The organism is Citrobacter sp. XT1-2-2 (genome assembly GCF_023516235.1).
GTDB classification, from domain to species: domain Bacteria; phylum Pseudomonadota; class Gammaproteobacteria; order Enterobacterales; family Enterobacteriaceae; genus Citrobacter; species Citrobacter werkmanii.
Window position 1 is genome coordinate 2465866 of sequence record NZ_CP097324.1, and the last position, 13673, is coordinate 2479538.

Consider the following 13673-nt stretch of genomic DNA (forward strand, 5'->3'; position numbering starts at 1 on the left):
CTCCTTAAACAATTCCGGTGGTGTAGAAGACGCCGATAACAAACAGCACGGCCAGGCTTTTGATCACGGTGATGGCGAAAATCCCGCCGTACGCCTGACGATGGCTGAGGCCGGTAATAGCCAGCAGGGTAATGACCGCGCCGTTGTGCGGCAGGGTATCCATGCCGCCACTGGCCATTGACGCCACGCGGTGGAAGACTTCGAGTGGAATATTGGCGGCATGGGCAGCGGCAATAAAAGTGTCAGACATGGCGGCGAGGGCAATACTCATCCCGCCAGACGCCGAGCCGGTGATCCCGGCCAGCGTGGTGATGCTGATGGCTTCGTTAAGAAGCGGGTCGGGGATCGCCGCCAGCGCTTTTGACAACACAAGGAAACCCGGCAGGGCAGCGATCACCGCACCAAAACCATACTCCGACGCGGTGTTCATGGCCGCGAGGATCGCGCCGCCAACCGCCGTTCTGCTGCCTTCCGCCAGGCGACCTTTAATGTTGCGATAGCCGAACAGCACCACCAGCAGGATCCCTGAAATCAGCGCCGCTTCCACCGCCCAGATAGCGGTAATTTTACCGACTTCGGTGGTAATCGGTTTGGCAAGGCCTGGCAGTTCCAGTTGATGTGTTGCGCCATACCACTGTGGGATCCAGCGGGTAAACAGCAGGTTAAATACCCCAACCAGAATCAGCGGAGAGATAGCGATTATCGGGTTCGGCAGGTTAATGTTATCCGGCGTTTCCGGCTCGTTTAACAGTTCATTGCCATAGCCTTCATTCTTTGCCTGCGCTTTACGACGCTGACGTTCGAGATAAACCAGACCGACGAAAATAATAAACAGCGAGCCTATCAGCCCCAGCCACGGCGCGGCCCAGGCGTTAGTCCCAAAGAAGCTGGTCGGAATAATATTCTGGATCTGCGGCGTGCCCGGCAAGGCGTCCATCGTGAAGGAAAACGCGCCCAGCGCAACGGTGGCCGGGATCAGGCGCTTAGGGATATTACTCTGGCGGAACAGCTCCGCCGCAAAGGGATACACCGCAAACGCCACGACGAACAGCGATACCCCGCCGTAGGTTAACAGTGCGCACACCAGCACGATCACCGGGATGGCGTGACGCCGCCCGAGAATATTGATGGCGGCGGCAACAATAGAGCGGGAAAAACCAGACAACTCGATTAACTTGCCAAACACCGCACCCAGCAAAAATACCGGGAAGTAAAGCTTCACAAAACCGACCATTTTTTCCATAAACAGGCCGGTGAAGGCAGGGCCGACGGCGCTGGGTTCAGTAAGCAATACAGCACCTAATGCTGCGATGGGGGCAAACAGGATGACGCTGTATCCGCGATAGGCTGCAAGCATCAGCAGGCCCAGCGCTGCCAGGGCGATTAATACACTCATCATGACTCCTCAATATCATTGTTATAGTGGGGTACAGAAAGAGAAGTTACGGTTTCAGGGCAAAGCGCAGCTGGTGCTCTCTGCGTTGCTGGATGTACTCCTTGCGCGAATCATCCCAGCGATAAAATCCCTGGCCGCTGCGCAAACCAGTATCACCGTTGGCAACCTTGTCAGCGACCAGCGACATCATGTCGCTACCGGTGGCGAGCGTGGGTAACAGATGCTGACAAATGTCCTGTACCGTAGAAAGACCCGTCATATCAGCCGCCTCCAGCGGGCCAACCATGGCATAGCGTCGTCCGAGCGAGGCACGCATTACCTGATCCACTACCTCCGCGCTGGCGATACCGCTTTTAACGATATGCAACGCTTCACGCAGCAGGGCGAATTGCAGACGGTTGCCGACAAACCCTGGCGCGGCGCGATCGAGTACGACCGCTTCCAGCTGCATCGACAGCAGTAGTTGTTGTAATTCATGGAGATATTCCGCCTTCGTTGCCGTCCCCGGCACAATTTCAACCAGCGGAATAAAGTGCGGCGGGTTCCAGAAATGGGCAATCAGCAACCGCTCAGGATAGGCAAGCTTTTCTGCCAGGGCATCGGGTGGCAGTCCGCTGGTATTACTGGCGATCACCGCCTCCGGTGCGATCAGCTCTTCCAGTTGCGCATACAGCGCATGTTTAAGTTCGAGGCGTTCCGGGATGGCTTCAATCAGCAATCCGCACGCGGCAATATCCTGTAGCGACGTCGTACCGTGTAGACGGTTCATAACCGATGCTTTTTCGCTTAGAGCAAATTGTTCAGTAGCAATAAGCTCATCCACAATACCGCTGGCAATAAGGCTAATTTCCGCAATTCGGCTGCTATCGGTGTCGTACAACCAGATATCGTGACCAAAGCGGGCAAAGTGGGTGGCGATGCCGACGCCCATTAAACCCGCGCCCAGTACGCAAATTTGCTTATTTTTCATGAGATCCCCCCGGACGCTCTACTGCCAGCGCGACACCCTGACCACCGCCTACGCACAGTGTGGCCAACCCTTTGGCGGCGTTGCTGCGGGCCATTTCATGCAGCAGGGTCACCAGAATCCGGCACCCGGAGGCACCAATCGGATGACCCAGCGCGATCGCGCCGCCATTGACGTTAACTTTGCTGCTATCCCAGTTCAGTGATTCGCCAACCGCCAGCGCTTGTGCGGCAAACGCTTCGTTGGCTTCAATGAGATCAACATCGTTCAGCGCCCAGCCAGCCCGTTGCAGACACTGAAGTGACGCTTCTACTGGCCCAATACCCATAATGGCCGGATCGACGCCGGAGACCGCGTAGCCCGCAACCCGTCCCAGAACCGGCAAATTGAGTTCTGCGGCTTTGGCGGCGCTCATTAGCATCACCGCCGCGGCGCCATCATTGATTGAAGAAGCATTCCCGGCGGTCACCGTGCCGTTTCCTGGCCGAAACGCTGGCTTGAGCTGCGCCAGCTTATCAGCCTGAGTATCCGGGCGCGGCTGTTCGTCGCGGTCCACAACACGCGGCGGTTTTTTCCCCTGCGGAACGCTGACCGGGGTAATCTCCGCACTAAAACGACCGGCTTCAATCGCGGCAGCTGCTTTTTGCTGGGAGTGCAGAGCAAATGCATCCTGTTGCTCACGACTGATAGCGAACTTATCCGTCAGATTCTCCGCGGTAATGCCCATGTGATAGTCGTTGAAGGCGTCCCATAAACCGTCATGCACTACGCTGTCTTTCAGGCTGGCATGACCCAGGCGCAGACCGGCCCGCGCGCCGTCGAGGAAATAGGGCGCATTGCTCATGCTCTCCTGCCCACCGGCAATCACAATTTGCGCATCACCGCAGCGAATCGCCTGTACCGCCTGATGCACCGCCTTCAGGCCCGAGCCGCACACCAGATTAATGGTTAGCGCTGGCGTAGTGACCGGTAAGCCCGCGCGTAACGCCGTCTGTCTGGCCGGATTTTGACCACTGCCCGTCGTGAGCACCTGACCCAAAATCACTTCATCAATTTGCTCAGGCGCCACGGCCGTTTTTTCCAGCAGGGAACGGATGACCACCGAACCGAGTTCAACCGCCGAAAGCGGCGCCAGCGCGCCATGAAAACTGCCAATCGGGGTGCGCGTTGCCGCGACAATAACAACATCCTGCATGGTCAGTTCCTCAGTTAAATTGCATCTCGGGGACATTTTCAGGAACGATCAGCTTGCCGGCGGTTCTGGCGACGATGTCATCCACGCTGATACCCGGGGCGCGTTCGCGCAGAATGAACGCCCCGTCGGCAATCTCCAGCAGCGCCAGATCGGTAAGTACGCGTTTGATGCAGGCCACGCCGGTCAGCGGCAGGGTGCAGGCGGGAAGCAATTTTGACTCACCGTTTTTGGAAGCATGGGTCATCACCACGATGATGTTGTCAGCTCCGGCCACCAGGTCCATTGCGCCGCCCATGCCTTTCACCATTTTTCCGGGGATCATCCACGAGGCGATATTGCCGTTAACATCGACCTCAAACGCGCCGAGCACCGTCAGGTCAACGTGGCCGCCGCGGATCATCGCGAAGGATTGCGCCGAGTCGAAAATCGCTGCGCCTTTGCGCGCCGTCACGGTCTGTTTTCCGGCGTTGATCATGTCTGCATCAATTTCGTCTTCTGTGGGAAACGGCCCCATACCCAGCAAACCGTTTTCCGATTGCAGCATCACGTCCATACCATCGGGGATGTAGTTTGCTACCAGAGTGGGAATACCAATCCCAAGGTTGACGTAATAACCGTCGCGCAGCTCACGGGCGACACGCATTGCCATTTGTTCACGCGTTAACATGGTCAGGCTCCTTTCTGGCGCAGGGTGCGTTGTTCAATACGTTTTTCAAATTGCCCCTGAATAATGCGGTTAACAAAAATTCCGGGAGTATGAATCGCAGCGGGATCCAACTCGCCAGGGGGGACGATCTCTTCAACTTCCACCACGGTAATGCGCCCGGCAGCGGCCATCAGCGGATTAAAATTCTGTGCGGTATGGCGATAGATAACATTGCCGTACCAGTCGGCTTTCCAGCCTTTGACCAGCGCAAAGTCTCCGGTTATGGCCTGTTCTAAAATGTACGGACGTCCGGCAAACTCGCGCACCTCTTTTCCTTCGGCCACGGGGGTCCCGTATCCGGTCGCGGTGAAGAAAGCGGGGATCCCCGCGCCGCCAGCGCGCAACTGCTCCGCCAGCGTGCCTTGCGGCGTCAGGATGGCTTCCAGTTCGCCGCTAAGCACCTGCTTTTCAAACAGCGCGTTTTCACCCACATAGGATGCAACCACTTTGCGCACCTGACGCGTTTCCAGCAGTACGCCGAGGCCAAAACCGTCCACGCCGCAGTTGTTTGACACCACGGTAAGACCCTGAACCTCCCGACGACGTACTTCGGCAATCAGATTTTCAGGGATGCCACATAAGCCAAAACCGCCCGCGAGCAGCGTCATGTTGTCGGTCAGTCCTTCCAGCGCCTCTTGATACGTGGCGACCCGTTTATCCAGTCCAGCCATATACTTGCCCCTCCTGTTGTCCTTGCCGACATCATTGAGGGAGAAAAATGATTTGTTAATTTTAAATTTGTGACTCACTCATTGGGTTTTTTTATCAATTTAATGTTAATTAAAGGTATTCAACAGGTTAAAGGAATGCGAAATGGGAATGAGCATCAAACAGTTACGCGCGTTTTTAGCGGTAGCTCACACTCTGAATTTTGCTCATGCCAGTGAAAGACTGAATATGTCGCAACCCGCATTAAGTCTGGCGATTAAAGGACTGGAGGATTCGTTAGGTGGGGCTTTACTGTTGAGAACCACCCGCAAGGTGACCCTGACGCAGGAAGGGGAAACGTTGCTGAATATGGGGCGACAGCTGCTTGCGGACTGGGAGAACACGGAAGAGGCAATGCGCCAGCGATTCACGCTGCAACGCGGTAAAATCTCTATTGCCGCCATGCCTTCATTTGCTGCTAACGTCCTGCCGTCAGTACTGAAGACGTTTCGTGATTCCTATTCCGGTATCAACGTAACGGTTCACGATGTGATCAACGAACAAGTCATTGAGATGGTGAGTGAAGGGCGGGTGGAGATGGGCATTGCCTTCGAACCAGACTATTCCGGACATCTGCATTTCACCCCGCTTGGTGTGGATCGTTTTATCGCGATTGTCCCGCCAACATGCCGACTGGCAGGGCGGGATCGTATTGCGTGGCGTGAACTGCTGACGCTGGATTTCATCACTCTGCAACGACCTTCCGCTGTGCGTCTGATGCTGGAAGAACAGTTGGTGCAAAGCGGGCATTCGCTGGAGGTGGCGCTGGAGAGCCATCAACTGGTGACCATTGGCCGGCTGGTGGCTAAGGGCCTGGGCGGCAGCGCGGTACCTGCGCTGTGCCGTACGCAAATGACTGAATTAGGCGCAACCTGTATCGATCTGGACACGCCGGTGATCCAGCGTCGGATCGGCGTTCTGCGTTCGGCACATCATAAGTTATCTACCGCCTCAGAAGTGCTGGTGGATACCCTGAAAAAGGCGTATTGCGCCTGATTTTCCGCCGCGTTCAGCTCACGTTAACCGCCCGCCAGCAGCGAACCTCACATCCTGATTCGCTGGACAGCAAGATCTGTTTATTCTCACAGCCACGGATCGCCAACGGACATCTGTCACGAAAAAAACAGCCCTCAGGCAGCGTTCGGTTCCCCGGTAGTTCGGTTTTCCGTAACACTAAATCCTCCGCCAGCGGTGCTCCCGTTTTAGGGACGGAGTCGAGTAATAATCGCGTGTAGGGATGGGCAGGATGAGTAAGAACCTGCTGCGTTTCTCCCAGTTCAACAATTTGCCCAAGGTACATCACCGCCACGCGATCGCTCATATGGCGAACCACCGACACGTTATGCGATATCAGCACATAGGTGAGATTTCTGCGTGCCTGCAATGACACCAGCAGGTTAAGAATTTGCGCCTGCACGGAGATATCCAGCGCCGAAGTGGGTTCATCCAGTACAATCACGTCCGGCTCTGACGACAACGCCCGGGCAATGGCAATACGCTGACGCTGCCCGCCGGAGAACGCATGCGGCAGACGGTCGAGATATTCAGGGCGGATCCCTACCTGTTGCGCCAAATCTTCGGCAAGAATGCGGCGTTCACGCTCGGAGCTTCGCTTCTGGATCCACACCGGTTCGGTGATAATTCGCCACACCGGTAAGCGCGGATCAAGCGATGAAAGCGGGTCCTGAAAGACCATCTGCATACCATTGTGCTGCTTGTCATCGCGGCGAGAGTAGTTTCCCTGACTCGGTTGCAGCATCCCCATCAGCAGTTGCGCCAGCGTACTTTTTCCGCAGCCGGATTCACCGACAATCCCCAGCGTTTCTCCCTGACGAATCTGTAAATCCAGACCGTTGAGCGCATGCACCCGTTCGGTAACCTTGCCGAGCCAGTTTTTACGCGCGGGAAAGCTGACATGAACATCCTGCAGGGCCAGTAAAAATTCAGACATGTGTTGTCTCCAGTTGCGGATACCAGCAGGCCGATTGTTGATCCGCGCCTCCCTGACTGCTTAATGCAGGCGTCTCGTCACAGCGAGGACCGGCGGCAAAACAGCGTTCGCGAAATGCGCATCCGCTCGGTAAGCGGGTTAAATTCGGTACGGTGCCGGGAATGGCAGGCAGCAATGCGCGCGGTTCACCGTGTTCCGGCGCACATTTCAGCAAGCCGATGGAATAGGGATGCGTGGGATGCTGAATAACGGTTTGTGTTGGGCCGCTCTCAATCACGCTTCCGGCATACATGACGTATAACCGGTCGCACAATTGTGACACCACCGCCATATCATGGCTGATAAATAGTACGGCTGTCCCGCTGGCGCGCGCTTTTAGCTTCAATAAACGCAGCACCTGCAGCTGTACCGTGACGTCGAGCGCGGTGGTCGGTTCATCGGCAATGATAAGCCCCGGCTCGCAGGAAAAGGCCAGCGCAATCATCACCCGCTGGCGCATACCGCCGGAAAGCTCAAACGGGAAACGTTTCATCACTTCCGCCGCGTCCGGAATTTGCATCTCTTCCAGTAAAGCGATGGCTTTCTGGCGAGCATCCGTGCGGCTTAGCGCCTGGTGATGGCGGATAACTTCCACCATCTGCTGGCCGATACGTCGCGTGGGATTAAGCGCGGTCATGGGCTCCTGAAAGATCATCGCAATGCGTGCGCCGCGCCATTGGCGCATTTGCTTTTCGCTGGCGTTGAGCACATCTTCACCCAGTAGCGAAACGCGTCCCTGGTGAATATGATAGCTGCCCTCCGGTAGCAGCCGCATGGTAAGCATCGCCGTCACGGACTTGCCGGAACCGGATTCACCGACCACGCCGACAATTTCTCCGCGGTTGATATGCAGCGAAACATGGTTCAGCGCATGCACGTCAGCTTTATAGCCGGGGAAACTCAGATGCAAATCCTCAATTTCCAGTACGGGTTGTGTCATGACTGTTTTCCTCCGGCTTTCGGATCCAGCAGGTCGCGAATACCATCGCCAAAAAGATTAAAGCCCACGGCGGTAATCAGAATTGCGGCGCCGGGAAAAGCGCAATACCACCACTGATCAAGCACGTAGTTGCGACCTATCGCCACCATCGCTCCCCATTCCGCGCTGGGCTGCTGTGCGCCCAGACCAATAAACCCGAGCGTGGCGGCCATCAGGATCGCGCTGCCGATATCCAGCGACGCCTGCACAATCAGCGGCGGTAAAGAGTTACGTAAAATGTGCCAGCTAATCAGGTGCCAGCGAGAAGCACCGTAGGTCCGCGCAGCCTGGACATAGGTAAACTGACGCACCACTAACGTTTGACCGCGGGCGAGGCGCACATAAAAAGGAATACGTACGATGGCAATCGCCAGCATGGCGTTAAACAGGCTGGGTCCCAGCGCAGCGGCCAGTGCCATCGTCAGCACCAGCGAAGGGATGGACAGCATGATGTCCATTATTCGCATGATAATTGCATCGGCGCGTCCCCCCATGACGCCAGACAGACAACCCAGCAGCGAACCCAATCCGCCGGCAATTCCCACCACCACCAGACCAGCGACGACCGACTGCTGGCTTCCGACCAGAACACGGCTGAACAGATCGCGGCCCACTTCATCGGTACCAAACCAATGGGACGCAGACGGTGGCAGCAGGCGCGCACTTAAATTGATGGCATTAGGATCGTAAGGCGTAATCCACGGTGACAACACCATCAGCAACAGTATCAGTACAATGATGACCCCGCCTATCAGCGTCAGCGGGCTGCTTTTCATCATCCACAACAATTTCGCCCAGTCCGTACGACGACGAGCAGTCTGTGGGGCGGTCGGCGTTTCTTGAGTGAGCATCATTCAGCACCGCCACGTCCAATACGTGGGTCAATCCACAGGTAGAGTAAATCAACCGCCAGGTTGACCAGCACATAAGCGAAAGAGACCACTACGGCAAATCCCATCACCGCCGGGAAGTCGAGCGCCTGAATCGACGTTACCACCCAGGCGCCCATTCCCGGCCAGGCGAAGACCGTTTCGGTCAGTACCGCACCGTAGAGCAGATCGCCCAATGCCAGGCCGAGCACGGTTATTGATGGAATAAGCGCATTCGGCAACGCGTAACACAACACGATGTACCAGCCCGGCAGTCCGCTGGCGCGCGCGGTACGAATGTAATCTTCACTCAGTTGCTCCAGCATGGCGGAGCGAATCTGGCGGGCAACGATCCCTAAGTGCACAAAAGCCAGCGTCAGTGACGGCAGGATCAGGTGCTGGAGCGCATTGAAAAAGACTTCGCCATTGCCTTCCAGCAGGGCATCAATCAGGTAGAATCCGGTGACATGAGCCGGTGGATCCAGCCAGTCGTCTAACCGTCCACCGCCGGGCAAAATTTGCAGATGACCGTAAAACAGCACGATAACCCCCAGCCCCAGCCAGAATGCAGGCGTGGAGATGCCGGTAATCGCCATCAGGCGAACGAGGTGATCAAGCCAACGGTTGCGCCAGACTGCAGATAAAATACCTAACGGAATACCGATCACCAGCGCCAGCAACAAAGAGCAGAAAGCCAGCTCCAGGGTGGCGGGAAAGAAGATACGCAGTTCATCCAGTACCGGGCGTCCGGTGCGAATAGAGGTGCCTAAGTCGCCCTGAAAGATATCGCTCACATAGCGAAAGAACTGCACATACAGCGGTTGGTTCAGCCCCAGCTGTTGGCGAATATTTTCAACAATTTCATCGCTGGCGCGATCGCCCGCCAGCAACCGCGCGGGGTCGCCTGGGATCAGGTGCGAAATAATAAAGGTGATCACGCAAACACCGATAACCACCAGAATAAGTCCCCAGCATCGCTGGCGTAAAATGCTCCAGAACGTCATTAGCTTCCCCCAAGCGGAGCCTGAGTGGCTCCGCATCAACGTGGCTTATTTACTCATGGTGGAGATATTGAAGACCTGTTCCAGCATGGGGTTAAATACAAATCCTTTGACGTCTTTGTTCATCGCCAGTTGATAGTTTTTCTGGAATAAATAGACGTAGGCCGCTTCATCAATCACGATGGTTTGCGCCTGCTGGTAATCATTGGTTCTGGCGACCGGATCGGTGGTGGCTAATGCGCTACGCAGCAGCTTATCGACCTCACTGTTTTCATAGAATGAACGGTTACCCGGCAGACCTTTTTTATCTGACTCAAACCAGTAGTTCATGAACATGTACGGGTCGGCGAAATCCGGACTCCAGTTGCCGATAGCAATGTCGTAATCCCCTTTACCCACGCGGTCACGCATGGTGGCATTCGCCAGTTTTTCCAGCTTCACCTTAATACCCAGTTTGTTGAGACTGGCCTGGGTAGAGAGGGCAATCGGCTCCCAGTTAGGGTCATTATCTGAATACAAGAAACTCAGGCTCTCGGGTTTGTTCGCGACCTTGTCCCATGCGGCTTTCGCTTTGGCTTCATCAAAACTGTACTGCATAGCCTTGTCATCAAAACCCCACATACCTTCAGGGATCGGACCGCGCATCTGTTTACCATTGCCACTGAGGATCCCATTCACCATGCCTTTATAATCGGTGGCCCATGAGATGGCGCGGCGTAAATCCACCTGATTGAGCGGCGCTTTACTGTTGTTCAGATACAGATAGGTCACGCGCAGCGAGGGATAATCCACTACGTTAACTTTGCCTTCCTGTTTTAAAGCGGCCAACTGGTCGACTGGAAGCGCGTCGGCAATGTCGATATCGCCACGCGACAACTGCAGGCGACGGGAGGCGCTTTCACCAATGATTTTTACCGAAACCCGCTTAAACGTTGGTTTGGCCCCGGAATAATGCGGGTTTGGCACCAGTACCAGTTGTTGTCCTTTTTGCCAGCTTTTCAGCATGAAAGGACCGGAGCCTGCCGTGTTCTGCGCCAGGAATCCGCGGGCATCGTCTGCGGCATGCTCTTTTAAGATTGCCGGGTTGATAATTGAGGCCCCGTCATTTGCCAGCGTATACAGGAATGGCGCGAACGGCTGGCTGAGGGTAAATTTCACCGTATTGTCATCAATGGCCTCAACCTTCAGATCTTTCGGGAATGCTTCAGCGGGTCCCTGGCCAATTTTGAGCAGGCGCTCAAAGGATTGTTTTACTGCATCTGCCGTCACCGGCGTACCGTCGGCGAATTTGGCATCGTTTTTCAGGGTGAACGTCCACTCTTTCTGATCGTCAGAGGCTTTCCAGCCGCTGGCTAAATCACCTTCAACTTCCGTTGAGCCTTTACCGCCTTCGGTTTTGTACTGAACCAGACGCTGATAAGAGGGATAGGTGACCGTCCAGTCGTTGTTATCGATGGTCACGGCGGGGTCGAGCGTCTGCGGGTCGGCGGCTTTACCGATGACCAACATATCTTTAGGCACGGCGGCCTGCGCGGCAGGGAGGGCAAATGCCAGCGCAATGGCGATCAGAGCGGGGCGAAAAAACGCATTTAACGCAGGTGTAGTCTTCATAACCAGGCTCCAGAATTAAAAAGGATGTTGTGTTGTTATGGGGGGAACAGGGAAACAGGCTATCTGGTCGTCAAGCAGTGGATAACGCGCGGCATCAGGTAATTCAAAATGCCACCACTCGCTGTTAATGCCGACAAAACCGCCACCGAACATAATGGCGTTGAGTAACAACCGGTTACGCTGCGCGGCTGGTGGAACAGAAGGGTGCCAGGCATGAGAACGGTCGTGCATCTCATCAAAATCAGCGCCCATATCAAGAACATTGCCACGATCGTCCATCAGCGTAACGTCGATGGCCGTCCCGCGGCTGTGATTGGATCCAATCGCCACATCGACGACGTACTGGGGATCCGGGCACGCATTCCACAGCACCGCCTGCGCCTGCTGGGGGCGATACGCGTCAAACACTACAAGCTTCAGGCCCGCCAGTTGCGCGATACTGATGCTTTTAGCCAGCGCGGTTACCGCCTCGCGGTGTAACAGGCAGCGCGCTTCCCGGTAGATAGGCGCGCCGGTAATGTTGTCGGCCGTGGCGTATTTGAGATCGATATGCAGTGACGGGAATATCACCGACAGATCGACCAGTTCTGGGGTTTCTGACATAGCACATTTCCTGTTTATTGTTCGAATTGACCAAACTGTTGTTGTAACTGGCGATTGGTTTGCAGGCGTCCTGCGAGGGAATCACCAAGTTGCTCCACCACCGCAGAGAGTAATAAGTTGAACAGACAGCTCACGGGAGCCAGAGAATCCCAGAAATGTCCGGTGTCAGTTTTTACCTGGAGTAAATCAAGGGCATAATCTCTGGCCCACGGACACCACACATCGGTGATCAGCGCCAGTGGAATATGGCGTTCTGTCGCGACACGGCAATATTGTCGGGAGATAGCGGAGTAGGCGCGCATGTCGGTGATCACCACGTATGGCTGGTTAAATCCCGAATTCAGCGACTCGACCCAACTGCCGGAAAGCCCTTCGGAGTAGCTGACTTTAGGCCGCAGGTATTCAAGATGACTAAAAAAGGCGTTGGCAATCCCACGTGTAGATTGGATCCCGAGGATGTAAACCGCTTCCGCATGCGCCAACTGCTGCGCAATGCGTAAAAATGTTTCGCTTTGCGCGAGTTGATAGACATGGGTAATGGCGTCGATTTCCAGTAACAGCGACTGCTGCGCACGATCCGGCAGGCTTTGCTGCTGGTGCCAGGAATCCAGCCGTTCGTTCATTCCCCAGGGCTGATAGGGGACGACGGGCAGCTCACGCAGGCTGGCTTTTGCATCCTCCAGATTACGAAAGCCCAGCTTACGCAGATAGCGTCCTACGGTAATGCCGCTGGTTCCTGCCGCTTTAGCGATGCCATCCGCGGTTTCAAAAGGGATCTGTACACCGTGGGCTAACAGCCACCCGGCTACGCGCTTTTCGCTCGGCGTAAGCTGGCTGAATGTCTGTTCTATGCGGATAAATAATTCAGGTTTCGCTGTCATTACCTTCTCGCTGTTAGTTGTCTGTCAGATGACGGCTCACTGTTAGTGAATTAACAATGCAGGACGCGTGCCAGGTCGCTAACAGCGATACGCTGGCTGTTTTTGTTAAAATTCAAACCACATTCATTAACTAATGATCAACATTTGTGCAGCGTAGTTCAGTTTTGGTGCAGCGACAGGAGAGCGGGGTATGAATCTGCTGATTTCGTCGGAACGATCACATTGTCGGCAACATTTCCCCTCAAACATCAGAATCGGTAATGGGAAATATCAATTTCAGCCAAATCAATAATGGCAATCTTTATTCTTATAACGGTAGGGGTATTATTTTTGCGAACTACATTAACGGTTTGAAGCGCGAGTGTAGATATTATCTATATTATAAATGGAGTACTACAATGAATAAATTCTCCCTTTCTACAGCAGGTATTCTGGTCGCAGCGCTGTTAACCAGTGTTAGCGTCAATGCAGCCACTGATAGCGCGAAAACTGAAGTGACGCCGAAAGGCATGAGCTGCCAGGAATTCATTGATCTGAACCCGCAGACCATGGCTCCGGTGGCTTTCTGGGTGCTTAATGAAGACGAAGATTTCAAAGGTGGTGATTACGTCGACTATAACGAAACCGTCACGACCGCAGTACCTCTGACCGTAGAACTTTGTAAAAAACATCCGCAGAGCGAATTAAGTAAAATAAAAGACGAAATCAAAAAAGAATTATCAAAATAAAATTAAAGCGTTATTAAAACCCGGCCAAAGTGCTGGGTT

The 13673-nt window shown here is 54.8% G+C and carries 14 protein-coding genes; 2 read left to right on the forward strand and 12 right to left on the reverse strand.

The window, feature by feature from the left end; all coding sequences use genetic code 11:
* Nucleotides 1–4: 4 nt before the first annotated feature.
* The 5 genes from M4I31_RS11670 to M4I31_RS11690 are packed head-to-tail and all read right to left on the reverse strand — an operon-like array spanning nt 5 to nt 4935.
* Nucleotides 5–1399: a GntP family permease gene (locus M4I31_RS11670; RefSeq protein ID WP_201746031.1), complete on the reverse strand. Its 1395-nt coding sequence runs from the start codon at nt 1397–1399 to the stop codon at nt 5–7.
* Between the two features lie 43 nt (nt 1400–1442).
* On the reverse strand, nt 1443–2366 hold the full coding sequence (locus M4I31_RS11675) for a 3-hydroxyacyl-CoA dehydrogenase family protein (protein ID WP_161668241.1): 924 nt from the start codon (nt 2364–2366) through the stop codon (nt 1443–1445).
* Complete coding sequence (locus M4I31_RS11680; RefSeq protein WP_085048203.1) at nt 2356–3558, reverse strand: acetyl-CoA C-acetyltransferase; 1203 nt, start codon at nt 3556–3558, stop codon at nt 2356–2358. Before M4I31_RS11680 ends, M4I31_RS11675 begins: the two co-directional genes overlap by 11 nt.
* A 10-nt stretch (nt 3559–3568) precedes the next feature.
* Nucleotides 3569–4225, reverse strand: a complete 657-nt coding sequence (locus tag M4I31_RS11685; RefSeq protein ID WP_038640615.1) for a CoA transferase subunit B — start codon at nt 4223–4225, stop codon at nt 3569–3571.
* Nucleotides 4226–4227: 2 nt separating this feature from the next.
* Entirely contained in the window at nt 4228–4935 is a 708-nt protein-coding gene (locus M4I31_RS11690; RefSeq protein WP_032939731.1) for a CoA transferase subunit A, read from the reverse strand.
* Nucleotides 4936–5077: 142 nt separating this feature from the next.
* Here M4I31_RS11690 and M4I31_RS11695 point away from each other — a divergent pair, with 142 nt between their 5' ends.
* A complete protein-coding gene (locus M4I31_RS11695; RefSeq protein WP_038640611.1) occupies nt 5078–5968 on the forward strand; it encodes a LysR family transcriptional regulator in 891 nt (296 codons plus the stop codon).
* Nucleotides 5969–5981: 13 nt separating this feature from the next.
* Here the strand turns inward: M4I31_RS11695 and M4I31_RS11700 are convergent, their stop codons facing one another.
* Genes M4I31_RS11700 through M4I31_RS11730 form a run of 7 tightly spaced genes read right to left on the reverse strand, consistent with a single transcriptional unit; the run spans nt 5982 to nt 12906 of the window.
* A complete protein-coding gene (locus tag M4I31_RS11700) occupies nt 5982–6923 on the reverse strand; it encodes an ABC transporter ATP-binding protein (RefSeq protein WP_085048204.1) in 942 nt (313 codons plus the stop codon).
* Nucleotides 6916–7902: an ABC transporter ATP-binding protein gene (locus tag M4I31_RS11705; protein WP_085048205.1), complete on the reverse strand. Its 987-nt coding sequence runs from the start codon at nt 7900–7902 to the stop codon at nt 6916–6918. The genes M4I31_RS11700 and M4I31_RS11705 overlap by 8 nt, the downstream gene beginning before the upstream one ends.
* Nucleotides 7899–8795, reverse strand: a complete 897-nt coding sequence (gene ddpC, locus M4I31_RS11710; RefSeq protein WP_038640605.1) for a D,D-dipeptide ABC transporter permease — start codon at nt 8793–8795, stop codon at nt 7899–7901. The genes M4I31_RS11705 and ddpC overlap by 4 nt, the downstream gene beginning before the upstream one ends.
* Nucleotides 8792–9814 (reverse strand): ABC transporter permease, encoded by a 1023-nt coding sequence (locus tag M4I31_RS11715; RefSeq protein ID WP_038640603.1) that lies wholly within the window; start codon nt 9812–9814, stop codon nt 8792–8794. The genes ddpC and M4I31_RS11715 overlap by 4 nt, the downstream gene beginning before the upstream one ends.
* Before the next feature lie 45 nt (nt 9815–9859).
* Entirely contained in the window at nt 9860–11422 is a 1563-nt protein-coding gene (locus tag M4I31_RS11720; RefSeq protein ID WP_085048206.1) for an ABC transporter substrate-binding protein, read from the reverse strand.
* Between the two features lie 15 nt (nt 11423–11437).
* Nucleotides 11438–12025, reverse strand: a complete 588-nt coding sequence (ddpX, locus tag M4I31_RS11725; RefSeq protein ID WP_085048207.1) for a D-alanyl-D-alanine dipeptidase — start codon at nt 12023–12025, stop codon at nt 11438–11440.
* Between the two features lie 14 nt (nt 12026–12039).
* Nucleotides 12040–12906 (reverse strand): MurR/RpiR family transcriptional regulator, encoded by an 867-nt coding sequence (locus tag M4I31_RS11730; protein ID WP_085048208.1) that lies wholly within the window; start codon nt 12904–12906, stop codon nt 12040–12042.
* A 398-nt stretch (nt 12907–13304) separates the two neighbouring features.
* Here M4I31_RS11730 and hdeB point away from each other — a divergent pair, with 398 nt between their 5' ends.
* Nucleotides 13305–13634, forward strand: coding sequence for an acid-activated periplasmic chaperone HdeB (gene hdeB / locus M4I31_RS11735; RefSeq protein WP_032939734.1), 330 nt, complete (start codon nt 13305–13307; stop codon nt 13632–13634).
* Nucleotides 13635–13673 lie beyond the last annotated feature (39 nt).

Excerpts from the sequence above, each read along its gene's own strand:
- M4I31_RS11715 (WP_038640603.1), bottom strand. The coding sequence starts at position 9,814 with ATGACGTTCTGGAGCATTTTACGCCAGCGATGCTGGGGACTTATTCTG.
- M4I31_RS11675 (WP_161668241.1), bottom strand. The coding sequence starts at position 2,366 with ATGAAAAATAAGCAAATTTGCGTACTGGGCGCGGGTTTAATGGGCGTC.
- M4I31_RS11690 (WP_032939731.1), bottom strand. The coding sequence starts at position 4,935 with ATGGCTGGACTGGATAAACGGGTCGCCACGTATCAAGAGGCGCTGGAA.
- M4I31_RS11720 (WP_085048206.1), bottom strand. The coding sequence starts at position 11,422 with ATGAAGACTACACCTGCGTTAAATGCGTTTTTTCGCCCCGCTCTGATC.
- M4I31_RS11730 (WP_085048208.1), bottom strand. The coding sequence starts at position 12,906 with ATGACAGCGAAACCTGAATTATTTATCCGCATAGAACAGACATTCAGC.
- M4I31_RS11685 (WP_038640615.1), bottom strand. The coding sequence starts at position 4,225 with ATGTTAACGCGTGAACAAATGGCAATGCGTGTCGCCCGTGAGCTGCGC.
- hdeB (WP_032939734.1), top strand. The coding sequence starts at position 13,305 with ATGAATAAATTCTCCCTTTCTACAGCAGGTATTCTGGTCGCAGCGCTG.
- ddpC (WP_038640605.1), bottom strand. The coding sequence starts at position 8,795 with ATGATGCTCACTCAAGAAACGCCGACCGCCCCACAGACTGCTCGTCGT.
- M4I31_RS11670 (WP_201746031.1), bottom strand. The coding sequence starts at position 1,399 with ATGATGAGTGTATTAATCGCCCTGGCAGCGCTGGGCCTGCTGATGCTT.
- M4I31_RS11695 (WP_038640611.1), top strand. The coding sequence starts at position 5,078 with ATGGGAATGAGCATCAAACAGTTACGCGCGTTTTTAGCGGTAGCTCAC.
- ddpX (WP_085048207.1), bottom strand. The coding sequence starts at position 12,025 with ATGTCAGAAACCCCAGAACTGGTCGATCTGTCGGTGATATTCCCGTCA.
- M4I31_RS11700 (WP_085048204.1), bottom strand. The coding sequence starts at position 6,923 with ATGTCTGAATTTTTACTGGCCCTGCAGGATGTTCATGTCAGCTTTCCC.
- M4I31_RS11705 (WP_085048205.1), bottom strand. The coding sequence starts at position 7,902 with ATGACACAACCCGTACTGGAAATTGAGGATTTGCATCTGAGTTTCCCC.
- M4I31_RS11680 (WP_085048203.1), bottom strand. The coding sequence starts at position 3,558 with ATGCAGGATGTTGTTATTGTCGCGGCAACGCGCACCCCGATTGGCAGT.